We start from the raw sequence: 23,576 nt of genomic DNA on the forward strand, positions 1-23,576 counted from the left end.
CTGCGTCCGGAAGTCCGCTTCCCGCGAACCATGCGCATCCTAGGCATCGACCCCGGCCTGCAGACCACCGGCTTCGGCGTGGTGGACCTCGACGGCCATGCGCTGCGCTACGTGGCCAGCGGCACCATCAGCACCAGCAAGCTCGAGCGCGGCAACCTGCCGGCGCGGCTCAAGGTGCTGTTCGACGGCATCGGCGAGATCGTGGCGCGCTACCAGCCGACCACCTCGGCGGTCGAGATCGTGTTCGTCAACGTGAACCCGCAGTCCACGCTGCTGCTGGGCCAGGCCCGCGGCGCCTGCCTGACCGCGCTGGTGTCGCACGACCTGCCGGTGGCCGAGTACACGGCGCTGCAGATGAAGCGCGCGGTCGCGGGCCACGGCCAGGCGGCCAAGGCGCAGGTGCAGGAGATGGTCAAGCGCCTGCTCGACCTGCCGGGCCTGCCCGGCAGCGACGCGGCCGACGCGCTGGGCATTGCGATCACGCATGCGCACGTGGGCAGTTCGATGGCGCGGCTGGGCGAGGCTTCGGCACTGGCGCGCAGCACCAGCGGGATGTACCGGCAGGGACGGACGCGCTAGGCGACGCGCTCGGCGATCAGCACCGCGAAGAAGCCGAAGGCCGCGAGCAGCGTCCACTTCAGCACGATCCAGCCGAAGCGGCGGTACTTCATCTGCCCGGTGCCCGCGTAGAACGCGAAGGACACACCGGCGATCAGTAACAGCAGCAGGATGGCCCAGCGGAACAGCAGCATCGGTCGTCGGCGCCTGCGTTACCAGGCGCGCGCGACTTCGGCGAAACCGGCCGGCGCGCGCTTCTCGTCGTCGAAGGTGACGATCTCGAAGGCGTCGGGGTGCGCCAGCAGCTCGCGCAGCAGCTGATTGTTCATCGCATGGCCCGAGCGGAAGGCGCTGTAGGCGGCCAGCAGCGGACGACCGACCACGTAGAGGTCGCCCATCGCGTCGAGGATCTTGTGCTTAACGAATTCATCGTCGTAACGCAGGCCGCCGACGTTCAGCACCTTGGTGTCGTCCATCACGATCGCGTTGTCGAGCCCGCCGCCCAGGGCCAGGCCCTTGCTGCGCATGTACTCGACTTCCTTGGTGAAGCCGAAGGTGCGTGCGCGCGCGATGTCACGGCTGTAGGAACCCAGCCCCAGGTCGAACTCGACGCGCTGGCCGGTCGAATCGACCACCCGGTGGTCGAAGTCGATCTCGAAGCTCAGCTTGAAGCCGTGGTAGGGCTCCAGCCGTGCCCACTTGGCGTTGGCGCCCTCGCCTTCGCGCACTTCCACGGGCTTCAACAGCTTGATGAAGCGCCGCGGTGCGTTCTGCAGCGCGATGCCCGCGCTCTGCAGCAGGAACACGAAGGAAGAGGCGGAGCCGTCGAGGATCGGTACCTCGTCGGCCGTGATGTCGATCAGCAGGTTGTCGATGCCCAGGCCCGCGCAGGCCGACATCAGGTGCTCGATGGTCTGCACCTTGGCGCCGCCGTTGGAGACGGTCGACGCGAGGCGCGTGTCGGTGACGGCCTCGGCCGTCATCGGAATGGAAACGGGTTCGGGCAGGTCGACGCGGCGGAACACGATGCCCGTGTCCGGCGCCGAAGGCCGCAGCGTGAGCTCGACCCGCTGCCCGCTGTGCAGCCCCACGCCGACGGCGCGGGTGATGGACTTGAGGGTTCTTTGTTGCAGCACGGACGTGATTTTAAGAGCGCGCCGTTCCCCGCGGGCCACGCTCCAGACTATCTTGCCCATAGCGACCGCCAGGAGATTGATGGTGCAGAAAGCGTAGCGAGCGGCCCGAACGTGCGGCGAGGAGCGGAGCCGTACTTCGGTACGGTGAGCACCACAGCCGCGCGATCGGGTCGCGCAGTAGCTTTATGCGCCATCAATCCGCTTGGCGGCGCAGGAAGGCGGGGATCTCGAAGTCGTCCATGCCGCCCGAAGACAGCGCGTCGACCTTGGCCGCGGCCATCGTGCGGTTGGTGCGCCACACGCTGGGCACCGCCATGCCTTCGTAGTTGGGCTGGCCGTGCGCGCCGGCGTGGCCCATGCCACCCATGGTCGGCACATTGAACGGGATGTTGTCGGTGCCGGTGCGGATCACTTCCAGCAGCGGCGCCTGGCGGCGTGCGTCGGCGCGCGACAGGCCGGTGGCGACCACCGTCACGCGCATCTCGTCGCCCAGGTTCTCGTCGTAGGCGGCGCCGTAGATCACGTGCGCGTCGGGCGAAGCGTAGGCGCGGATGGTGTTCATCGCCAGCTTCGATTCCGACAGCTTCAGCGAGCCCTTCGACGCGGTCACCAGCACCAGCACGCCCTTGGCGCCAGAGAGGTCGATGCCTTCGAGCAGCGGGCAGGCCACGGCCTGTTCGGCGGCGATGCGCGCGCGGTCCGGGCCGCTGGCCGCGGCCGTGCCCATCATGGCCTTGCCGGGTTCGCCCATCACGGTGCGCACGTCTTCGAAGTCGACGTTCACGCCGCCGTACTCGTTGATGATTTCCGAGATGCCGCCGACGGCGTTCTTCAGCACGTCGTTGGCGTGCGCGAAGGCTTCCGCCTGCGTCACGTCCTCGCCCAGCACTTCGAGCAGCTTCTCGTTCAGGATCACGATCAGCGAGTCGACGTTGGCTTCGAGCTCGGCCAGGCCGCTGTCGGCGTTGGTCATGCGCTTGCCGCCTTCCCAGTCGAAGGGCTTGGTCACCACGCCCACGGTCAGGATGCCCATTTCCTTGGCGATGCGCGCGATCACGGGGGCCGCGCCGGTGCCGGTGCCGCCGCCCATGCCGGCGGTGATGAACAGCATGTGCGCGCCGTCGATGGCCGCGCGGATCTCGTCCACCGCCAGCTCGGCCGCTTCACGGCCCTTGTCCGGCTTGCCGCCGGCGCCCAGGCCGTTGTTGCCCAGCTGGATCAGCTTGGGCGCGTTGCTGCGCGACAGCGCCTGCGCATCGGTGTTCGCGCAGGAGAACTGCACGCCCTGCACGCCGCGCTCGATCATGTGCGCGACCGCGTTGCCGCCGCCGCCGCCGACGCCGATCACCTTGATCTGGGTGCCTTGGTTGAACTCTTCCATTTCGATCATTTCGATGGCCATTTGGAACTCCTAATTTCTTGCTGCTGCAGTTGCTGTTGTTTCAATGAATTTTTCTTGTCGTTCACCGGATGCGTGTCATGAGGGCGGCCCGGTGCGTCGCCATCGCTCATTGAAATGACGAGGGGGGCTTCCGCGCGCCAGCCACAGTGGGTAATGCGTCATGTCAGAAGTTCCCCACGATGAAGTCCTTGAAGCGGCCGAAGGCCGTCTTCACCGAACCGTTTTTCTGGGCCACCTTGTAGCCGCGCATGCGGGCAAAGCGGGCTTCCTCGAGCAGGCCCATCACGGTCGCGGCACGGGGCTGGGCCACCATGTCGGACAGCGCGCTCGCATATTTGGGGATGCCGCGGCGCACCGGCTTGAGGAAGATGTCCTCGCCCAGTTCGACCATGCCCGGCATCACGGCGCTGCCGCCGGTCAGCACGATGCCCGACGACAGCACTTCCTCGTAGCCGGACTCGCGGATCACCTGCTGCACCAGCGAGAAGATCTCCTCGATGCGCGGCTCGATCACGCCGGCCAGCGCCTGCTTGCTCAGCATGCGCGGGCCGCGGTCGCCCAGACCCGGCACTTCCACCTGGGTGTCGGGGTCGGCCAGCAGCTGCTTGGCGTAGCCGTTCTCGACCTTGATGTCCTCGGCGTCCTTGGTCGGGGTGCGCAGCGCCATCGCGATGTCGCTGGTGATCAGGTCGCCCGCGATCGGGATCACCGCGGTGTGGCGGATCGCGCCGTTGGTGAAGATCGCCACGTCGGTGGTGCCGGCGCCGATGTCGACCAGGCACACGCCCAGTTCGCGCTCGTCCTCGGTCAGCACCGCCTGGCTCGAGGCCAGCGGGTTCAGCATCAGCTGGTCGACCTCGAGGCCGCAGCGGCGCACGCACTTGATGATGTTCTCGGCCGCGCTCTGGGCGCCGGTCACGATGTGCACCTTGGCTTCGAGGCGCATGCCGCTCATGCCGATCGGTTCCTTGACGTCCTGGCCGTCGATCACGAACTCCTGCGGTTCGACCAGCAGCAGGCGCTGGTCGCTCGAGATGTTGATCGCGCGCGCGGTCTCGACCACGCGGGCCACGTCGGCCGGCGTGACTTCCTTGTCCTTGACCGCCACCATGCCGCTGGAATTGATGCCGCGGATGTGGCTGCCGGTGATGCCGGTGTAGACCCGCCCGATCTTGCAGTCGGCCATCAGCTCGGCCTCCTTCAGGGCCTGCTGGATGCTCTGCACGGTGGCGTCGATGTTCACCACCACGCCGCGCTTCAGGCCGTTGCTCGGTGCCACCCCCAGGCCCGCGAGCTTGAGCTCGCCGTTGGGCAGCACCTCGGCCACCACCACCATCACCTTGGCGGTGCCGATGTCGAGGCCGACAACCAGGTCTTTGTATTCTTTGGGCATGAAATGTCCTCGGTATTCGCTTATTTCTTCTTGGGGTCGGTGACGACCGTGGTGACGCCGCGCATGCGCAGCGCATAACCCTCGTTGTGACGCAAGTCCGCGCCCTCCACCGAGGCCACGGTGCGCCCGTACTGCGCCGCCACCTGCTTCACGGTGCGCAGGAAACGCTCGGTGCGCACCACCACCTCTTCGCTGCGTCCACGGCCGAGCTCGACCGTGGCGCCGTTGTCCAGCAGCACATGCCAGCTGCCGCGGCTCGACAGGCCCAGTTCCTCGACCGTCAGGTCGTAGGGCTTGAACAGCGGCGCCAGCAGCCGGTACATGCCCAGCACTTGGCTGGCCTGCTCGATCGGACCGTCGAGGCGCGGCAGGTCGTCGTCGACCTCGGCCGTGTTGGCTTCGAACACTTCGCCGAAGCCATTGACCATCTTCGAGGCCGTCTCGTCGCCCCAGTGCGCGACCGGCACGTGCTCGGTCAGCGTGGCGCGCAGCCGGTTCGGAAACTCGCGCCGCACCACCGCCTTGCGCACCCACGGCACCGATTCGAAAGCCGTGCGCGCGCGCGCCAGGTCGACAGTGAAGAAGTTGCCGGCCAGCTGCGGCGCCACGTTGGCGCGCAGGGTGACCGCGTTGTTGTGCGTGACCTCGCCGTCGACCTTGAGGCCGGCGATCGGGAAGAAGGGCTGCCGCAGCACCCACCACGCGCCCGCCGCCAGCAACACCAGCGCGAACGACACGAACACCAGCGTGGCCGTGAAGTTCATCAGCTTGACGTCGAAGGGGACGGGGGCGGTGGTGGCCATGGGGCTAGACCTTGCCTTCCGAATCGAGTGCGGCCGAAGCCAGAACGCGCACGCACAGGTCCTCGTAGGCGATGCCCACCGCGCGCGCCGACATCGGCACCAGCGAATGGGTGGTCATGCCGGGCGAGGTGTTCATCTCGAGCAGGAAGGGCTTGCGGTCGCTGGCGCGGATCATCACGTCCGCACGGCCCCAGCCGCGGCAGCCCAGCGTGCGGTAGGCGGCCAGCGCGATGCGCTGGATCTCGCGTTCCTCGGCCTCGGGCAGGCCGCTCGGGCAGTGGTACTTCACGTCGTCGGTGAAGTACTTGTTCTGGTAGTCGTAGGCGCCTTCGGGCGCGGCGATGCGCACCACCGGCAACGCCTGCGCGTCGAGGCCGTGGCCCAGCACCGCGCAGGTGACTTCCTCGCCCTCGATGAATTCCTCGCACAGCACGTCGGCGTCGTACTTCGCCGACAAGGTGACCGCGTCCTGCATCTCGGAGTAGCCCTGCACCTTGGTCACGCCGATGGACGAACCCTCGCGCGGCGGCTTGACGATCAGCGGCAGGCCCAGCAGGTCGGGCACCACGCGGACCTGCTCGCGGCTCTGCTGGTCGGCCGCCAGGCGCACGTACTTGGGCGTGGGCAGGCCGTCGGCCACCCAGATGCGCTTGGTCATGACCTTGTCCATCGCCACGCTCGAGGCCATCACGCCCGAGCCGGTGTAGGGGATGCCGAGCAGCTCGAGCGCGCCCTGCACCGTGCCGTCTTCGCCGTGACGGCCGTGCAGCGCGATGAAGCAGCGCGCGAAGCCTTCGCGCTTGAGCTCGACCAGCTCGCGTTCGGCCGGGTCGAAGGCATGGGCGTCGACGCCGCGCGCGCGCAGCGCCTCCAGCACGCCGGTGCCCGAGAGGATGGAGATGTCGCGCTCGGCCGAGGTGCCGCCGAACAGCACGGCGACCTTGCCCAGGGAGGAAACGGAAGAAGTGGGAATGGATGGTGTGCTCACAGTGCACGCCCCTCGGAGGTGAAAGAAACCGTCTTCGGCGAAGCGGCCGCGCCGCCCAGCTCGACCACCCGGCCCGGCACCGCGCCGATCGAGCCGGCGCCCATGCAGACCACGACATCGCCCGCACGGGCGTTGTCCAGGATGGCCTGCGCCATCGCGCCGATCTCGTCGACGAACACCGGCTCGACCTTGCCGGCCACGCGCAATGCGCGCGTCAGGGCCCGGCCGTCGGCGGCCACGATCGGCGCCTCGCCGGCCGCATAGACCTCGCTCAGCAGCACTGCGTCGGCGGTGCCCAGCACCTTGACGAAGTCCTCGAAGCAGTCGCGCGTGCGGGTGAAGCGGTGCGGCTGGAAGGCCAGCACCAACCGGCGGCCCGGGAAGGCGCCGCGCGCGGCGGCGATGGTGGCCGCCATCTCGACCGGATGGTGGCCGTAGTCCTCGATCAGCGTGAAGGCGCCGGCAGTGGCCGCGTCCTTCGCCACCACGTCGCCGTAGCTCTGGAAGCGCCGGCCCACGCCCTTGAAGTCGGCCAGGCCGCGCTGCACGGCTTCGTCGGGCACGCCGAGCTCGACCGCCATCGCGATCACCGACAGCGCGTTGAGCACGTTGTGCTCGCCCGCCAGGTTGAGCACGATGTCCAGGTCGGGCAGCGTCACGCCGTTGCGGCGCTGCGCGGTGAAGTGCATCTGCGCGCCCACCGCGCGCACGTTGACCGCGCGAACCTGGGCTTCTTCGTTGAAGCCGTAGCTGGTCACCGGACAGGTCACCTCGGGCACGATGGCGCGCACCGCGGCGTCGTCGGTGCACAGGATCGCCACGCCGTAGAAGGGCATGCGGTGCAGGAAGTCGACAAAGGCCTTCTTGAGGTTGCCGAAGTCGTGCCCGTAGGTCTCCATGTGGTCGGCGTCGATGTTCGTGACCACCGCCATCACCGGCAGCAGGTTCAGGAACGAAGCATCCGATTCGTCGGCCTCGACCACGATGTAGTCGCCGCTGCCCAGCTGCGCATTGGCACCGGCGCTGTTGAGCCGGCCGCCGATCACGAAGGTCGGGTCGAGCCCGGCCGCGGCCAGCACGCTGGCCGCCAGGCTGGTGGTGGTGGTCTTGCCGTGGGTGCCGGCGATCGCGATGCCCTGCTTGAGGCGCATCAACTCGGCCAGCATCATGGCGCGCGGCACCACCGGGATGCGCTTCTCGCGCGCGGCCAGCACCTCGGGGTTCTCGGACTGCACCGCGGTCGAGGTCACGACCGCATCGGCGCCCGCGATGTTGGCCGCGGCATGGCCCACGTAGGTGGTGATGCCCAGGCCCGCGAGCCGGCGCAGCGTGGCGCTGTCGCTCAGGTCGGAGCCGGAGATCTGGTAGCCCAGGTTGAACAGCACCTCGGCGATGCCGCTCATGCCGGCGCCGCCCAGGCCGACGAAGTGGATGTGGCGGATGGCGTGCTTCATGCGCGGCTCCCCTTCTTCCTTTTGTCGGCCAGTTCTTCGCAGGCGCGGACCACCAGGTCGACCGCCTCGGTCTTCTGCATCGTCTTGGCCTTCGAGGCCTTGTCCACCAGGGTGGTTCTTTCGGTTTTCTGTAGCAAGTCAGCCAGCAATTCGGGAGTGAGTTCGGTCTGCTGGACGAGCCAGCCGCCACCCGCGTCGACCAGGAATCGCGCGTTGGTGGTCTGGTGGTCGTCCACCGCCGAGGGGAAAGGCACGAACAGCGCTGCTGCGCCGACGGCCGCGATTTCGGTGACGGTGCTGGCACCGGCGCGCGCGACGATAAGGTCGGCCGTGGCGTAGGCCTCGGCCGTATCGTCGATGAAGGGGGTGAGCTCGGCGTCGACGCCGGCGGCCGCATAGTTGGCGCGCAGCTCGTCGATCTGCTTGGCGCCGCTCTGGTGCAGCACGATCGGCCGCTCGGCGGGCGCGATGCGCGCCAGCGCCTGCGGCACGATGGTGTTGAGCGCGCGCGCGCCCAGGCTGCCGCCCACGACCAGCAGCTTCAACGGACCGCTGCGGCCCAGGAAGCGCACGACCGGGTCGGGCTGCGAAGTGAAGGCCGCGCGCAGCGGGTTGCCGACCCATTCGGCGTTCTTCAGCACCTTCGGGAAGGCGGTGAAGACCCGGTTCGCGACGCTGGCCAGCACCTTGTTGGCCAGGCCCGCGACCGAGTTCTGCTCGTGCAGCACCAGCGGGCTGCCCAGCAGCACGCTCATCAGGCCGCCGGGGAAGGTGATGTAGCCGCCCAGGCCGATGACCACGTCGGGCCTCACGCGGCGCAGCACGCCGACGCTCTGGGCGAAGGCGCGCAGCAGGCGCACCGGCAGCATCAGCACCGTGAGCGGACCCTTGCCGCGCAGGCCGCCGAACTGCACCGGCTCGAAGGCGAAGCCGCGCGGCGGCACCAGCTGCTGCTCCATGCTGCCGGGCGCGCCCAGCCAGTGCACGGTCCAGCCGCGCGCGCGCAGCGCCTCGGCCACGGCCAGGCCGGGGAAGATGTGGCCGCCGGTGCCGCCGGCCATCACGAGGGCCGTGCGCGTCATACACGCCCCCCACGCATGAGGACCCGGTTCTCGTAGTCGACGCGCAGCACCACGGCCAGCGCGATCGAGATCATCAGGATCGCCGAGCCGCCGAAGCTCATCAACGGCAGGCCCAGGCCCTTGGTCGGCAGCGCGCCCAGGTTCACGCCCATGTTGATGAAGGACTGGAAGCCGATCCAGATGCCGATGCCCTGCGCCACCAGGCCGGAGAACACGCGGTCGAGCGCGATCGCCTGGCGGCCGATGTGCATGATGCGGCGCGTGAGCCAGAGGAACAGGCCGATGACCAGCAGCACGCCGATCAGGCCGAACTCCTCGCCCAGCACGGCCAGCAGGAAGTCGGTGTGGGCCTCGGGCAGCCAGTGCAGCTTCTCGACGCTGCCGCCCAGCCCGACGCCGAAGATCTCGCCGCGGCCGATCGCGATCAGCGAGTGCGAGAGCTGGTAGCCCTTGCCCAGCGCGTGCGCTTCGCTGAAGGGGTCGAGGTAGGCAAAGATCCGCTCGCGCCGCCATTCGCTGGTCATCACGATCAGCGCGAAGGCCGCCACCACCAGCGTGGCGATCACGAAGAACATGCGCGCGTTGACGCCGCCCAGGAACAGGATGCCCATCGCGATGACCGCGATCACCATGAAGGCGCCCATGTCGGGCTCGGCCAGCAGCAGCATGCCGACCACCACCACCGCCACGCCCATCGGCAGCACGGCGCGGAAGAAGCGCTCCTTGATCTCCATCTTGCGCACCATGTAGCTGGCGGCATAGAGCACCATCGCGAGCTTGGCGAGCTCGGAGGGTTGGAAGTTCATGATGCCCAGCGGCAGCCAGCGACGCGCGCCGTTGACCACGCGGCCGATGTGCGGGATCAGCACCGCCACCAGCAGCAGCAGCGAGACGACGAACAGCCAGGGCGCGATGCGCTCCCAGGTCTGCATCGGGATCTGGAAGGCCAGCAGCGCCGCGACGAAGGCGATCGCGATGAACAGCACGTGGCGCGTGAGGAAAAACATCGGCCCGTAGCCGGCGCGCGCGAAACGCGGGTTGTCGGGCAGCGCGATCGAGGCCGAATAGACCATCACCGCGCCCCAGGCCAGCAGCGCCAGCGTGACCCACAGCAGCGCCTGGTCGAAGCCCAGCACGCGCATCGGCGCGGCCTTGGTCTGCGACATGGTGCCGCCGCCCAGCCGCACCGGCAGGTGCATCGGCAAGGCGTCGATGCCGCTCTTGGCGGCGCGCGTGAACCAGCCCTTGAGGCGGCCCGGCGCTTCGTTGGGGGTGGCGGCGCTGGCGTTGTTCATGCCGAATGTCCTTCGTCGATGCCGTCGTAGGACGACTCGGGCAGGGCCTGCACCGCTTCGCAGAACACCGCGGCGCGGTGGCCGTAGTCCCTGAACATGTCGAAGCTCGCGCAGGCCGGCGACAGCAGCACCGCGTCGCCCGGATGGGCGCGGCGCGCGGCCAGCTGCACGGCCTGTTCCATCGACTCGGCGTGCACGATCGTGACGCCGGTGTCGGCCAGCGCGGCCTCGATCACCGGCGCGTCGCGCCCGATCAGCACCACCGCGCGCGCGAACTGGCGCACCGGCGCGGCCAGCGGCGTGAAGTCCTGGCCCTTGCCGTCGCCGCCCAGGATCGCGACCACGCGGCGCTCGGCGCCGAGGCCGCCCAGCGCGGCCACGGTGGCGCCCACGTTGGTGCCCTTGCTGTCGTCGAAGTATTCGACCTGGTCGAGGATCGCGACCGACTCGACGCGGTGCGGCTCGCCCTGGTACTCGCGCAGGCCGTAGAGCATCGGGCCCAGCGGGCAGCCGGCGGCGCTGGCCAGCGCGAGCGCGGCCAGCGCGTTGAGCGCGTTGTGCTGGCCGCGGATGCGCAGCGCATCGGCGGGCATCAGGCGCTGCAGGATGATGTCCTCTTCCTGCGCCGCCGCGCCGCGCTTGCGCTTGATGGTTTCGTCGGCCTCGAGCGCGCGCACCAGCCAGGTCATGCCGTTGACGCGTTCGATGCCGAAGTCGGAGGGCCGCAGCGGCAGGCCGGCGCCGAAGGTGATATGGGTGCGGATCTGCGGGCGCTGCAGCTTGACGCGCACCGGCGGCGGCAGCATCGCCATCACGCCGGCGTCGTCGCGGTTGAGGATCATCAGGCCGCGCGCGCCGAAGATGCGCTGCTTGGCGCCGGCATACGCCGCCATGTCGCCGTGCCAGTCCAGATGGTCCTGCGTGAGGTTGAGCACGGTCGCGGCCGTGGGCTCGAAGCCCTGCACGCCGTCGAGCTGGAAGCTGGAGAGTTCGAGCACCCAGACCTCGGGCAGCGTGTCGGCATCGAGGTGCGCGCTCAGCGTGTCGAGCAGGGTCGGGCCGATGTTGCCGGCCACGGCCACGGTCTTGCCGGCGCGCTCGACCAGCTGGCCGGTGAGCGCGGTGACGGTGGTCTTGCCGTTGGTGCCGGTGATGGCCAGCACCGCGGGCTCGTAGCCCTTGGGCACGGCGACCTCGACGACCGGCGGCGCTTCGGCCACCGGCGCGGCTTCCTCGACCGCGGCCGAAGCCGGGTTCGAGACCGCCAGTTCGGCGATGCGGGCGACGAACTCGGCCGCCTCCTTGGCGGCGCTGGGAACGTAGGGCTGGCCGGCGGTCGGCTGGCGAAGGGCTGCGGCGGGCGCGACCGCGGCGGCGGGCACGGCCTGCGCCTCGGTCGCGGCGGCATCGGCCGGCTCGGCTTCTTCGGGCTGCGCCACCGCCACATGGGTCGACGGATCGCGCGGCGCGCTCTCGGCCATCGCGCTCGGCGTGGCGGCCGGTTCGGGCTCGACGGCTTCCGCTTCGATCGCTTCGGTCGGCAGGACCGCCTCGACCGATGCCGACTCGGACGGCGGCACCACGGCCTCCGGCGCTTCGGCAGGCGCCGGCGCTTCCGGCACCGCCTCGGCGGCGGCCGGTTCTTCGATCGTCTGCGGCGCCATCTCGATCTGCATCTGGGCGTCGGGCTCGGCTTCGGGCTCGGCCACCACCGGCGGCAGTTCGACCGTGCGCAGGTCGCTCAGCGCGCGCGCGAACAGGTCGAGTTCGCCGCCCACCGGCAGGCCGACCGCGCGCGCCGCATCGACCACCGGGGCCAGCGTGGCGGGCGTCAGGCCGGGCGAGCAGTACACGGCGCGCACAGAAGTGCCCTCGATCAGCGCGGCGCTCAGCGGACCGCCGACGAAGGCCACGTCGGGCCATTCGGCCTGCAGCCGGCCGAGCAGCGCCGGCGCTTCGCGCGTGTCGGCCACCGTGACCCGCGCGCCGTGGCGCGCGCACCAGCGCGCCATCGCCAGCCCAGACGCACCAAGGCCGAGGACGAGGACGGGGAGGTCTTTCAGATGCCGCATGGTCTCGTTACCGCAGCTTCAGCGTCGACAGGCCCACGAGGCACAGCAGCATCGTGATGATCCAGAAGCGCACCACGACCTGGGTCTCGCGCCAGCCGCTCTTCTCGAAGTGATGGTGCAGCGGCGCCATCTTGAGAATGCGCCGGCCTTCGCCGAAGCGCTTCTTGGTGTACTTGAAGTACATGACCTGCGCCATCACCGAGATCGCCTCGACCACGAAGATGCCGCCCATCACGAAGAACACGATCTCCTGGCGCACGATGACCGCGATGGTGCCCAGTGCGCCGCCCAGCGCCAGCGCGCCGACGTCGCCCATGAAGACCTGCGCCGGGTGCGTGTTGAACCACAGGAAGGCCAGGCCCGCGCCGGCCATGGCCGAGCAGAACACCAGCAGCTCGCCCGAGCCGGGGATGTGCGGGAACAGCAGGTACTTCGAATACACCGAGCTGCCGGTGACGTAGGCGAACACGCCCAGCGCCGAGCCGACCATCACCACCGGCATGATCGCCAGGCCGTCGAGCCCGTCGGTGAGGTTCACCGCATTGCTCGCGCCCACGATCACCAGGTAGGTCAGGATCACGAAGCCGATGCCGCCCAGCGGGTAGCTGATCTCCTTGAAGAAGGGCACCAGCAGGTTGATCTTGGGCGAGAACTCGAGCGCGAAGCCCGAGCGCACCCAGGCGCCGAACAGTTCCAGCACGCGCCAGTTGGAGCTCTCGGAGATGCTGAACAGCAGGTAGAAGCCGGCCACCAGGCCGACCAGCGACTGCCACAGGTACTTCTCGCGCGAGCGCATGCCCTCGGGGTCCTTGCGCACCACCTTGCGCCAGTCGTCGACCCAGCCGATGGCGCCGAAGCCCAGCGTGACCCACAGCACGATCCAGACGAAGCGGTTGCTCAGGTCGAACCACATCAGGGTGGCGAAGGCGATCGAGAACAGCACCAGCACGCCGCCCATGGTGGGCGTGCCGCTCTTGCTCAGGTGCGTTTCCATGCCGTAGCCGCGCACCGGCTGGCCGATCTTGAGGGCGGTCAGGCGGCGGATCGCGTAGGGGCCGACCGCCAGGCCGATCAGCAGCGCGGTGGTCGCGGCCATCAGCGCGCGGAAGGTCAGGTACTGGAAGACGCGCAGGAACCCGAGTTCGGGCGACAGCGTCTGCAGCCATTGGGCCAGGCTCATCAGCATGGGGTGTTGCGCGGTTCATGCGGCATGACCGGCCTCCTTGTTGTTGTTGTCGTCTATCGATTCGGGCTGCACGGCGGCGGCCGTCACGGCCTGCACCACCCGTTCCATGCGCATGGAGCGCGAGCCCTTGACCAGCACGCTGGCGGTCCGTGGCAGCTGTTCTCGCACCGCGGCCTGCAGCGCGTCGATGTCGGCGAAGTGCCGGCCATCGCGGCGCTGGCGCGTGTCGTCGAAGGCCGCGACGCTGTGCGCCGTGGCCTCGCCCAGCGCGAACAGCACCTCGATGCCCTGCTCGCGCGCCCAGGCACCGACCTCGGCGTGGAAGCCCTCGGATTGATCGCCCACCTCGGCCATGTCGCCCAGCACCAGCAGGCGCGGGCCGGGCAGCGCGGCCAGCACGTCGATGGCGGCGCGCACGGAGTCGGGGTTGGCGTTGTAGCTGTCGTCGATCAGCACCAGCGTGCGGCCGTCGGCCATCGGCAGTTCGAGCGCGCGCGAGCGGCCCTTGACCGGCTCGAAAGCCGCCAGGCCTTCGGCGATCTTCTCGATCGAGACACCGGTGGCCAGCGCGCAGGCCGTGGCGGCCAGCGCATTGATCACGTTGTGGCGCCCGGCGATGCGCAGCGTCGTGTGGAAGGCGCCGAGCGGCGTGCGCACCTCGACCTGCCAGGCGCCATGCGCCCAGGTGGCGCCGCCCAGCGAGATGTCGGCATCGGGCGTGTCGCCGAAGGTCATGCAGCGGCGCGTTCCGCCTTCGCGGGCGATCTCGTTCCACAGCGGCGTGAAGTCGTCGTCGGCCGGGAACACCGCGGTGCCGTTGTCGGGCAGTGCCGAGAACACGGCCGCGTTCTCCAGCGCCACCGCCTCGACGGTGCGCATGAACTCCTGGTGCTCGCGCTGCGCGTTGTTGACCAGCGCGATGGTGGGCTTGGCGATGGCGGCCAGCCGCGCGATCTCGCCCGGGTGGTTCATGCCCAGCTCGACCACCGCCAGCTGGTGCTGCGGGCGCAGCCGCATCAGCGTGAGCGGCAGGCCGATCTCGTTGTTGAAGTTGCCGACGGTGGCGAAGGCGCGCTCGCCCGAGGCGGCCTGCACGACCGCCGCGATCATCTGCGTGACGGTGGTCTTGCCGTTGCTGCCGGTCACGGCCACCAGCGGCAGTGCGAACTGGGCGCGCCAACCGGCCGCGACCGCGCCCAGGGCGCGCAGCGTGTCGGGCACTTCGAGGCCCGCCAGGCCGGCTTCGCGCAGGCCGCCGTGGGCGATGGCCGCGACCGCGCCGCTCGCGCGGGCGTCGGCCAGGAAAGCGTTGGCGTCGAAGCGCTCGCCCTTGAGCGCGACGAACAGGTCGCCCGGCTGCAGCGTGCGGCTGTCGGTGTGCACGCGCGCGATCGGCGTGGCGGGGTCGCCCACCAGGCGCGCCTCGGGCACCCAGGCCAGCAGTTGGCCCAGCGTCATCAGGGTGGCGCCCTGCGTCATGCGGCACTCCTCGCGCTCAGCGCGTCGATCGCATGCACGCGGTCGGAGAAGGCGATGCGCTCGCCCGCGATCTCCTGCCAGGCCTCGTGGCCCTTGCCGGCGATCAGCACCACGTCTTCGGGTGCGGCCTGGGCCAGCGTGGCGGCGATGGCCGCGGCGCGGTCGGGCTCGACCTGCGCGGCTTCGGGCCGCGACAGGCCCAGCAGGATCTGGCTCAGGATGGCAGCCGGCTTCTCGCTGCGCGGGTTGTCGCTGGTCAGCACCACGCGGTCGGCCTGGCGCTCGGCCACGGCGGCCATCATCGGCCGCTTGGTCGCATCGCGGTCGCCGCCGCAGCCGAACACGCACCAGAGCTTGCCGCCGCGCTGCGCGGCCAGCGGCTGCAGCCCGGCCAGCGCCTTGTCGAGCGCATCGGGCGTGTGGGCGTAGTCGACCACCGCCAGCGGCCGGCCCGGCAGCGCGATGCGCTCCATGCGGCCGGGCACGCTGTGCAGGCCGCGGCAGGCGTCGACCGCCTCGGCCAGCGTCATGCCCAGCGCGCGCAGCGCACCGATCACGCCCAGCAGGTTGGCCACGTTGTACTGGCCGATGAGTTGCGTGGCGAGCGACTGCGGTGCCGCGCCCTGCTCGACCACCTCGAAGGACAGGCCTTCGGCGCCGTGATGGATGTTCTGAGCCATCAGCCGCGCGGCACCGCCGTCGGCGGAGGTGGTCCAGATGTCGAGCGCGCCGGTGCCGCGGTCGATCAGCTGGGCCACCAGGCTCGCGCCGTGCAGGTCGTCGATGTTGACCACCGCCGCGCCCAGGCCCGGCCAGCGGAACAGCTCGGCCTTGGCTTCCCAGTAGGCGTCCATGTCGCCGTGGTAGTCGAGGTGGTCCTGCGTGAAATTGGTGAACACCGCGACGCGGATCTCGCAGCCGTCGAGGCGGCGCTCGGCGATGCCGATCGACGAGGCCTCGATGGCACAGGCGCTGAAGCCGCGCGCCACGAAGCCGCGCAGCTCGCGCTGCAGCATCACCGGGTCGGGCGTGGTCAGGCCGGTGTGGACCATGTCGGGCGGCACGCCGATGCCCAGCGTGCCGACCAGCGCGCAGGGCCCCTGGCCGGGGCGCTGCGACAGCGCCTCGGCCAGCCACCAGGCGGTCGAGGTCTTGCCGTTGGTGCCGGTGACGGCGATCAGCGGGATCTGGCTCGAGGGCTGGCCGTAGAAGGAGGAAGCGATCGGGCCGGTGGCGGCCTTGAGGCCGGCGAAGGACGCGATGCCCTCGTGTTCGAAGCCGAAGGCCTCGACGCCCTCGCGCTCGACCAGGCAGGCCACCGCGCCCTGCGCCAGCGCCGCGGCCACGTGGGCGCGGCCGTCGGTGGCGGCGCCGGGCCAGGCGATGAAGGCATCTCCGTCGCCCACGCGGCGGCTGTCGGCATGCAGGTCGCCCGGCACGCACGAACGCAGCCAGTGCGCGGCTTCGTTGGGGCTGGAAAGAAGGATGTCGTCGTCCATTAGAAACTCTCGTCGACGCCCTTGGTCAGGACCAGCGGCTTCACGGCCAGGTCGGGTGCCACATTCATCATGCGCAGCGTCTGCTGCACCACTTCGCTGAACACCGGGGCGGCGGCGATGCCGCCGAAGTAGCGGCCGTCGCCGGGCTCGTCGATCATCACGCCGACGATGATGCGCGGCGTCTCGATCGGCGCCATGCCGGTGAACCAGGCGCGGTACTTGTTGCTGGCGTAGCCCTTGCCGACCTGCTTGTGCGCGGTGCCGGACTTGCCGCCGACGGAATAGCCCACGGTCTGCGCCAGCTGGCCGGTGCCGCCAGGGCCCGCGGCCATCTGCAGCATCTTGCGCACCGCGTGCGCGTTCTCGGCCGAGAACACGCGCACGCCGACGGCCGGCTCCGAACTCTTGAGCATGGTCACCGGGATGATGCTGCCGTCGTGCGCGAAGGAGGTGTACGAATGTGCCATCTGAAACAGCGAGGCCGACAGGCCGTAGCCGTAGGCCATGGTGGCCTGCTCGACCGGCTTCCAGTTCTTCCAGGGCCGCAGCCGGCCCGTGACGGCGCCGGGGAACTGGATCTGCGGCTTCTGGCCGTAGCCGAGGGCGGTGTAGGTGTCCCACATCTCGTGGGGCGTCATCTTCTGCGCGATCTTGAGCGCACCGACGTTGCTGGACTTCTGGATCACACCCTCGACCGTCAGCGCGCCGTAGTTGTGCGTGTCGCTGATGGTGAAGCCGCCGATCTGGTAGCGGCCGGGGGCGGTGTCGATGATGGTCGACGGCTTGACGCGGCCGGCCTCGAGCGCCATGCCCACGGTGATCGGCTTCATGGTCGAGCCGGGCTCGAAGGTGTCGGTGATGGCGCGGTTGCGCAGCTGTTCGCCGGTCAGGTTCTGGCGCTTGTCGGGCACATAGCTCGGGTAGTTGGCCAGCGCCAGCACCTCGCCGGTGATGGCATCGAGCACCACCACGCTGCCGGCCTTGGCCTTGCGCGCGATCACCGCGTCGCGCAGCTTCTGGTAGGCGAAGAACTGCACCTTGCTGTCGACGCTGAGCTGGATGTCCTTGCCGTCGAGCGGCGGCACGGTCTCGCCCACGCCCTCGACCACGCGGCCCAGCCGGTCCTTGATCACGCGGCGCGAGCCGGCCTTGCCGGCCAGCTCCTTGTCGAAGGCCAGTTCGATGCCTTCCTGGCCGTGGTCTTCCACGTTGGTGAAGCCGACCACGTGCGCGGCGGCCTCGCCTTCGGGGTACTGGCGCTTGTATTCCTTGCGCTGGTAGATGCCCTTGAGGTTGAGGTCGGCGATCTGCTTGGCGATGGGCGCATCGACCTGGCGCTGGATCCAGACGAAGGTCTTGTCCTCGTCCTCGAGCTTCTTGTCGAAATCCTTCTGCGCCATGCCCAGCAGCTTGGCCACCTGCCTGAGCTTGGCGCGCACCTCGGGGTCGTTGCGCTCCACGTCTTCCGGGATGGCCCAGATGCTGGGCGCGACCACGCTCGACGCGAGCAGCAGGCCGTTGCGGTCGAGAATGCGGCCGCGGTTGGCCGGGAGCTCGAGCGTGCGCGCGAAGCGCACCTCGCCCTGGCGCTGGAAGAAGTCGTTGCCGATCACCTGCACGTAGGTGGCGCGGGCGGCCAGCACCACGAAGCCGAGCGCGATCGCGGCCACGATGAACTTGCTGCGCCAGACCGGCGTCTTGCTCGCGAGCAAGGGGCTGGTCGTGTACTGGACGCTGCGGCTGTTGCGGGCCATCAGCCGCCCCTTCGCGCCGGTGCCGGCGCCGGTGGGGGCGCCGGGATCGGCGGGATCACCGTGCCGTCGGGACGCACGTACTGCGTGATCGCCGGCGTGGTGGTGCGCATCTTGAGCTGCTCCTTGGCCAGCTTCTCGACCCGCAGCGGCGTGGCCTGGGCCCGCTTCTCGACCTGCAGCCGGTCGCCGTCGACCTCGAGCCGGCGCGCCTCGGTGTTGGCGCGGTCGAGCTCGGTGAACAGCAGGCGCGAGCGGTACTGCGTGTGCACGAGGAACAGCGCGGTCGCCATCACGGCCATCAGCAGGAGCACGTTGAGCCGCGCCATGTCAGGCCTCGGTGCGTTCGGCGATCCGCAGGATCGCGCTGCGCGAGCGCGGGTTGCCCGCCACCTCGGCCGCCGACGGCCGCACCCGGCCCAGCGCGCGCAGCTTCATCACCTTGGGCGCCGCGAAGGGCGCGCGGCGGTCGTAGACCTCCTTCGAGTGGGTCGCGATGAACTGCTTGACGATGCGGTCTTCCAGCGAATGGAAGGCGATCACCGCCAGCCGCCCGCCGGGTTCGAGCACCGAGAGGCTGGCCTCTAGCGCTTGTTGCAGCTCTTCAAGCTCGGCGTTGATGAAAATCCGAAGAGCCTGAAATGTGCGCGTTGCAGGGTTCTGGCCCTGCTCGCGGGTTTTGACCGCGCCAGCCACGAGCTCGGCCAGCTCGGTGGTGGTTGAAATTGGGCCCCGTTCTTGTCGGCGAGCATCAATCGCCTTTGCAATCTGAACAGCAAACCGTTCTTCGCCATAGTCACGAATCACCTCTGCAATCTGCTGAGTTTCGGCCGTCGCCAGCCAGTCGGCCACGCTTTCGCCGCGCGTGGTGTCCATGCGCATGTCGAGCGGGCCGTCGAAACGAAAAGAAAAACCCCGTGCGGGGTTGTCGATCTGCGGAGAGCTGATGCCCAAATCCATGAGCAAGCCGGTCACGCTGCGCGGCGGCAGCTCCCCCAGATCCTTGAAACCCTGGTGCCGGATCGAAAAACGCGCATCGGTGATGCGCGCTGCTTCGGCCACCGCTTCCGCGTCCTTGTCGAACGCGATGAGCCGGCCCTCCGGCGCCAGTTTTTCCAGCAGCCGCCGGGTGTGCCCCCCGCGGCCGAAGGTGGCATCCACGAAGGTGCCACCGAGTGCGTCCGGCCGGTCGGCGGTCAGTGCGTCGACCGCTTCATCCAGCAAGACGGTGGTGTGGGTCCATGAAGTGTCCAAGGCGGTACTCGTCATCAGAAGGCGAGGTCCTGGAAGGACTCCGAAGCGAGACCGGCCTGGATGGCTTCGGCCTCCTTGGCATCGTGCGTGGCCTTGTCCCACAGCTCGAAGTGGCTGCCCATGCCCAGCAGCAGCGCGTCGCGCGAGATGTTGGCCGCGGCACGCAGCTCGGGCGACACCAGCACGCGGCCGGTGCCGTCCATGTCGACGTCCATCGCGTTGCCCAGGAACAGGCGCTTGAGCCACTGGTCCTTGAGCGACATCGCGGCGATGCGTTCGCGGAACTGCTCCCAGGCGGGGCGCGGAAAGACCATCAGGCAGCCGTGCGGGTGACGTGTGATCGTGAGTTGACCGCCGGCCGTTGCGGCCAGCACGTCACGATGCCGGGTCGGCACGGAAAGGCGACCCTTGGCATCCAGACTCAGCGATGAAGCGCCTTGAAACACGGCCACGAAACCCTTGTGATGGGACAGCGCGGGCACCTCGACGAGGTACAAACCGACACTTTTTCCCACTTAACTGCACTTTTTTCCACTGTAGCAGCAAAGTTCAGGCGTGCAATCAGGCGTCGCGAGTATTTTTTGTAATGGAATCAACGACTTAGCGCGGTTTCCGAACCTTCGGAAACCGCGAATTCCGTTGCAAATGAAGCACTTAGCTCACGCAGTGAATGTGTTGCGTGAAGCCATGCGCCGTCGCGGCCCGCCTCAAAGGATGAAACGCGACAGGTCTTCGTCGTGACTTAGTGCCGCCAGCCGCTGATCGACGTAGGCCGCGTCGATGCGCACGGTCTGCCCCGACAGCTTGGCAGCGTCGAAGCTGATCTCGTCGAGCAGGCGCTCCATCACCGTCGACAGCCGGCGTGCACCGATGTTCTCGGTGCGCTCGTTGACCTCGAAGGCGATGCTCGCCAGCCGCGTGATGCCCTCGGGCGCGAAGTCGATGGTCACGCCTTCGGTGGCCAGCAGGGCCTGGTACTGCTTGACCAGCGAGGCGCGGGTCTGCGTGAGGATGGCCTCGAAGTCGGCCACCGAGAGCGACTGCAGCTCGACGCGGATCGGGAAGCGGCCCTGCAGCTCGGGGATCAGGTCGCTGGGCTTGCTCACGTGGAAGGCGCCGCTGGCGATGAACAGGATGTGGTCGGTGCGCACCACGCCGTACTTGGTGCTCACGGCCGTGCCCTCGACCAGCGGCAGCAGGTCGCGCTGCACGCCCTGGCGCGACACGTCGCTGCCCTGGGCCTCGGCGCGGGTCGCGACCTTGTCGATCTCGTCGATGAACACGATGCCATTCTGCTCGGCGTTGGCAATCGCCTGCGCGCGGATCTCTTCCTCGTTGACCAGCTTGCCGGCCTCCTCGTCGATCAGGAGGCGCATCGCCTCGGCGATCTTGAGCTTGCGCGTCTTGCGCTGCCCGCCCCCCATCTGGCCGAACATGCCGCGCAACTGCTCGGTCATCTCCTCCATGCCGGCTGGGCCCATGATTTCGAGCGGCGTGCGGGTTTCGGCCAGATCGAGTTCGATCTCCTTGTCGTCGAGTTCGTGCTCGCGCAGCTTCTTGCGGAAGGCCTGGCGGGTGGGGTTGGGCGCGTCCAGGGCGGTGGCGCCACCGTCGGCACCGCGCGCCGGCGGCAGCAGCACGTCGAGGATGCGCTCTTCGGCCGCGTCCTCGGCGCGCATGCGCACCTTGGTGCTTTCCTTCTCGCGCGTCTGCTTGACGGCGATCTCGGCCAGGTCGCGGATGATCGCGTCGACGTCCTTGCCGACGTAGCCGACCTCGGTGAACTTGGTGGCCTCGACCTTGATGAAGGGCGCATCGGCCAGGCGGGCCAGGCGGCGCGCGATCTCGGTCTTGCCGACGCCGGTCGGGCCGATCATCAGGATGTTCTTGGGCGTGATCTCGTGGCGCAGCGCGCCCTCGACCTGCTGGCGGCGCCAGCGGTTGCGCAGCGCGATGGCCACGGCGCGCTTGGCGTCCGGCTGGCCGACGATGTGGTTGTCGAGTTCGGAGACGATCTCCTGCGGGGTCATGGACATGTCAGAGCGTCTCAATCGTGTGGTGCATGTTGGTGTAGATGCAGAGGTCGCCGGCGATCTCGAGCGACTTCTTGACGATCTCGGCGGCCGAGAGCTCGGTGTTCTCGAGCAGCGCCTTGGCCGCCGACTGCGCATAGGCGCCGCCCGAACCGATGGCCACGATGCCGTCCTGTGGCTCCAGCACGTCGCCGTTGCCGGTGATGATCAGCGAGGTGGTGGCGTCGGCCACGGCCAGCATCGCCTCGAGGCGGCGCAGCACGCGGTCGGTGCGCCAGTCCTTGGTCAGCTCGACGGCGGCGCGGGCCAGCTGGCCCTGGTGCTTCTCGAGCTTGGCCTCGAAGCGCTCGAACAGGGTGAAGGCGTCGGCGGTGGCGCCGGCGAAGCCCGCGATGACCTTGCCGTGGTGCAGCCGGCGCACCTTGCGCGCCGAACCCTTGATGACGATGTTGCCCAGCGTGACCTGGCCATCGCCGCCGATGGCGACCTGGTCGCCTCCGGGGCCCTTGCGGCGCACGCTGATGATCGTGGTTCCGTGAAATTGTTCCATCGGAGCCACTTGGGGACCCTGGCGCCCAATGCAAGGGCCGATGTCAGTTCTCGCGCACCCGCACCAGCGCGTGGTCGGCGATGCCCACCACCTTGAAGAAGGCGGCGATCAGCCGGTGCGCGTCGACGAACTGCACCCGCTGGCCGCTGGCGTCGCGCTCGGTGACCCAGTTCAGCAGCGTGCCCGCGGCCGTGAGGTCCAGCCGCACCAGCGCGGCACAGGAAATGGTGGCGGCCGCCGCCGGCTGGGCCGTGCCGGCCTCGGCGATCTCGGCATCGAGACGGCGCCAGGTCGAGACCGAATCGCCGCTCAGGTCGCCGGTCAGCGCGGCCCGCATCGACTCCGGGCCGGCGTTCGCCGCGGGCATGGCGTCGAGCGAAAGCGCCGCCGGGGCGGTGCGCGGCGTGGTCGGCGCCTCCGCAGGCAGGCAGCGGCCGCGCGGCTCTTCCCAGGCCGGCGGCGACACCTCGTAGGTGATGCAGTAGTTGAGCGCGGCCAGCTCGAAGGGATCGACCGCGTTCAGCAGCCGCAGCGCCGCCATGCGCAACTGCCACCAACCCTGCTCGATGTCCCGCTCGTTGACCGGGGTGGCTTTCTCGAGCACGGCCAGCAGGCGCCCGACCCCCAGGAAACGCATGTCGACGGGCGACGCGGCCCAGTGGGCGAACAGCGCGCGCAAGGGACCGGCCGCGTTGGGCTCGATGCCGCCGAGCGCTCGCCAGTCGAGCGTCCAGACGTTGCCGGCCGCGGACAGCGCACGCGTGAGTTCGGCCAGGCTTTCGCGCGTGACCTGGGGCGGGCTGCGCCAGTCGGCCTCGTGGCCGCCGCCGACCGCCGCCTGGGTCTTGGCATGGCGCGCCAGCGCCCGCAGCGACACCCATTCGGGGCCGTTGCGCTTGAGCCGCTGGGCATAGCGCGTGCTGGCGGCCGCGAATTTCTCGGCATCGCCGGTCGCGCGGTACAGATCGAGCAGGGCCAGCCAGTTCTCGTTGTGGTCGGCCTGGCCGTCGGCCACCAGGCTCTGCAGCAGGATCGATTCGGCGCCGGCATCGTCGCCATGGGCGAAGCGGATCGCGGCCTCGTCGAGCGCGCTGTCGTAGACCAGCAGCGGCGAGGGCACGCTCGACGGCGCGTGGTCGAAGGCCATCGGCGACGAGGCGGGCACCGCATGTTCGGGCGGCAGGCCGGGCGTGGTGTCGGCATAGGCGCGCGCGCGCTGCTCGGCCAGCTCCTCGGGGTGGACCGACGAGACCGATTCCTCGGCCGGGCCGCCCTTCCACCACTGCTGGGACATCTGCTCTTCGATCTCGTCGATCTTCTTGAGCGTCAGGGCACGTCCCTCGGTCTTGTCCGTGGAGTTGCCGACGTTGAGCGAGGACGGCTGGTCGGGGTCGTGCGCGCCGGCCGCCTCGCGCTGGCGCATCTTGCGCAGCACGTCGAACTCGCGGCGGCGCACGAAGTCGTTGCGCTGGCGCCGCTCGATCATCTCCTTGAGCATCTCGCGGCTGTAGCCGTTCTCGTCGGTGCCGGTCTCCTGCGCATCGAGCTCGGCCCAGTCCTTGAGCGGGTTGCGCACGAACTTGGCCACCTTCGACAGCAGGCGGCCGGTCGGTTCTTCCTTGGACATGGCCCTCCCGTCAG

The 23,576-nt window shown here is 69.3% G+C and carries 21 protein-coding genes; 1 reads left to right on the top strand and 20 read right to left on the bottom strand.

Annotated features, from left to right (window positions below):
• The first annotated feature begins 30 nt into the window (after positions 1 to 30).
• Positions 31 to 579 carry a crossover junction endodeoxyribonuclease RuvC gene (gene ruvC, locus A9977_RS09785; RefSeq protein WP_183024636.1) on the top strand — a complete coding sequence of 183 codons (549 nt, stop codon included), beginning with the start codon at positions 31 to 33 and terminating at the stop codon, positions 577 to 579.
• Here the strand turns inward: ruvC and A9977_RS09790 are convergent.
• From A9977_RS09790 to A9977_RS09885, 20 genes are all read right to left on the bottom strand, one after another.
• The gene (locus tag A9977_RS09790; protein WP_183024637.1) at positions 576 to 752 is read right to left on the bottom strand and encodes a hypothetical protein; all 177 of its coding nucleotides are present in this window, start codon (positions 750 to 752) and stop codon (positions 576 to 578) included. The two genes, ruvC and A9977_RS09790, sit on opposite strands and share 4 nt — an antisense overlap.
• An 18-nt stretch (positions 753 to 770) precedes the next feature.
• Positions 771 to 1,694: a UDP-3-O-acyl-N-acetylglucosamine deacetylase gene (lpxC, locus tag A9977_RS09795; RefSeq protein ID WP_183024638.1), complete on the bottom strand. Its 924-nt coding sequence runs from the start codon at positions 1,692 to 1,694 to the stop codon at positions 771 to 773.
• 193 nt (positions 1,695 to 1,887) lie between these two features.
• The gene (gene ftsZ, locus A9977_RS09800) at positions 1,888 to 3,096 is read right to left on the bottom strand and encodes a cell division protein FtsZ (RefSeq protein ID WP_183024639.1); all 1,209 of its coding nucleotides are present in this window, start codon (positions 3,094 to 3,096) and stop codon (positions 1,888 to 1,890) included.
• A gap of 163 nt (positions 3,097 to 3,259) precedes the next feature.
• Complete coding sequence (gene ftsA, locus A9977_RS09805) at positions 3,260 to 4,489, bottom strand: cell division protein FtsA (protein ID WP_183024640.1); 1,230 nt, start codon at positions 4,487 to 4,489, stop codon at positions 3,260 to 3,262.
• A gap of 20 nt (positions 4,490 to 4,509) precedes the next feature.
• Positions 4,510 to 5,292 carry a cell division protein FtsQ/DivIB gene (locus tag A9977_RS09810; RefSeq protein WP_183024641.1) on the bottom strand — a complete coding sequence of 261 codons (783 nt, stop codon included), beginning with the start codon at positions 5,290 to 5,292 and terminating at the stop codon, positions 4,510 to 4,512.
• Positions 5,293 to 5,296: 4 nt separating this feature from the next.
• A complete protein-coding gene (locus A9977_RS09815) occupies positions 5,297 to 6,280 on the bottom strand; it encodes a D-alanine--D-alanine ligase (RefSeq protein WP_310936107.1) in 984 nt (327 codons plus the stop codon).
• Positions 6,277 to 7,734, bottom strand: a complete 1,458-nt coding sequence (murC, locus tag A9977_RS09820; RefSeq protein WP_183024642.1) for a UDP-N-acetylmuramate--L-alanine ligase — start codon at positions 7,732 to 7,734, stop codon at positions 6,277 to 6,279. The genes A9977_RS09815 and murC overlap by 4 nt, the downstream gene beginning before the upstream one ends.
• Complete coding sequence (murG, locus tag A9977_RS09825) at positions 7,731 to 8,816, bottom strand: undecaprenyldiphospho-muramoylpentapeptide beta-N-acetylglucosaminyltransferase (RefSeq protein ID WP_183024643.1); 1,086 nt, start codon at positions 8,814 to 8,816, stop codon at positions 7,731 to 7,733. The genes murC and murG overlap by 4 nt, the downstream gene beginning before the upstream one ends.
• Complete coding sequence (gene ftsW, locus A9977_RS09830; protein WP_183024644.1) at positions 8,813 to 10,111, bottom strand: putative lipid II flippase FtsW; 1,299 nt, start codon at positions 10,109 to 10,111, stop codon at positions 8,813 to 8,815. The genes murG and ftsW overlap by 4 nt, the downstream gene beginning before the upstream one ends.
• Positions 10,108 to 12,183, bottom strand: a complete 2,076-nt coding sequence (gene murD, locus A9977_RS09835) for a UDP-N-acetylmuramoyl-L-alanine--D-glutamate ligase (protein WP_183024645.1) — start codon at positions 12,181 to 12,183, stop codon at positions 10,108 to 10,110. The genes ftsW and murD overlap by 4 nt, the downstream gene beginning before the upstream one ends.
• 7 nt (positions 12,184 to 12,190) lie before the next feature.
• On the bottom strand, positions 12,191 to 13,369 hold the full coding sequence (mraY, locus tag A9977_RS09840) for a phospho-N-acetylmuramoyl-pentapeptide-transferase (RefSeq protein ID WP_183024646.1): 1,179 nt from the start codon (positions 13,367 to 13,369) through the stop codon (positions 12,191 to 12,193).
• Between the two features lie 15 nt (positions 13,370 to 13,384).
• Positions 13,385 to 14,848 carry a UDP-N-acetylmuramoyl-tripeptide--D-alanyl-D-alanine ligase gene (gene murF / locus A9977_RS09845; protein ID WP_183024647.1) on the bottom strand — a complete coding sequence of 488 codons (1,464 nt, stop codon included), beginning with the start codon at positions 14,846 to 14,848 and terminating at the stop codon, positions 13,385 to 13,387.
• On the bottom strand, positions 14,845 to 16,347 hold the full coding sequence (locus A9977_RS09850; RefSeq protein ID WP_183024648.1) for a UDP-N-acetylmuramoyl-L-alanyl-D-glutamate--2,6-diaminopimelate ligase: 1,503 nt from the start codon (positions 16,345 to 16,347) through the stop codon (positions 14,845 to 14,847). The genes murF and A9977_RS09850 overlap by 4 nt, the downstream gene beginning before the upstream one ends.
• Positions 16,347 to 18,101 carry a penicillin-binding protein 2 gene (locus A9977_RS09855; RefSeq protein WP_183024649.1) on the bottom strand — a complete coding sequence of 585 codons (1,755 nt, stop codon included), beginning with the start codon at positions 18,099 to 18,101 and terminating at the stop codon, positions 16,347 to 16,349. Before A9977_RS09855 ends, A9977_RS09850 begins: the two co-directional genes overlap by 1 nt.
• Complete coding sequence (ftsL, locus tag A9977_RS09860) at positions 18,101 to 18,427, bottom strand: cell division protein FtsL (RefSeq protein WP_183024650.1); 327 nt, start codon at positions 18,425 to 18,427, stop codon at positions 18,101 to 18,103. Before ftsL ends, A9977_RS09855 begins: the two co-directional genes overlap by 1 nt.
• 1 nt (position 18,428) lies before the next feature.
• The gene (rsmH, locus tag A9977_RS09865) at positions 18,429 to 19,352 is read right to left on the bottom strand and encodes a 16S rRNA (cytosine(1402)-N(4))-methyltransferase RsmH (protein ID WP_183024720.1); all 924 of its coding nucleotides are present in this window, start codon (positions 19,350 to 19,352) and stop codon (positions 18,429 to 18,431) included.
• Positions 19,353 to 19,366: 14 nt separating this feature from the next.
• A complete protein-coding gene (gene mraZ, locus A9977_RS09870) occupies positions 19,367 to 19,798 on the bottom strand; it encodes a division/cell wall cluster transcriptional repressor MraZ (protein ID WP_183024721.1) in 432 nt (143 codons plus the stop codon).
• A gap of 261 nt (positions 19,799 to 20,059) precedes the next feature.
• Positions 20,060 to 21,388 (bottom strand): ATP-dependent protease ATPase subunit HslU, encoded by a 1,329-nt coding sequence (gene hslU / locus A9977_RS09875; protein WP_183024651.1) that lies wholly within the window; start codon positions 21,386 to 21,388, stop codon positions 20,060 to 20,062.
• A 1-nt stretch (position 21,389) separates the two neighbouring features.
• Positions 21,390 to 21,935, bottom strand: a complete 546-nt coding sequence (gene hslV / locus A9977_RS09880; RefSeq protein ID WP_183024652.1) for an ATP-dependent protease subunit HslV — start codon at positions 21,933 to 21,935, stop codon at positions 21,390 to 21,392.
• A 43-nt stretch (positions 21,936 to 21,978) separates the two neighbouring features.
• A complete protein-coding gene (locus tag A9977_RS09885; protein ID WP_183024653.1) occupies positions 21,979 to 23,562 on the bottom strand; it encodes an STAS domain-containing protein in 1,584 nt (527 codons plus the stop codon).
• Positions 23,563 to 23,576 lie beyond the last annotated feature (14 nt).

Origin of the sequence: Variovorax sp. UMC13 (genome assembly GCF_014170375.1) — a bacterium.
Taxonomy (GTDB): Bacteria; Pseudomonadota; Gammaproteobacteria; order Burkholderiales; family Burkholderiaceae_C; genus Variovorax.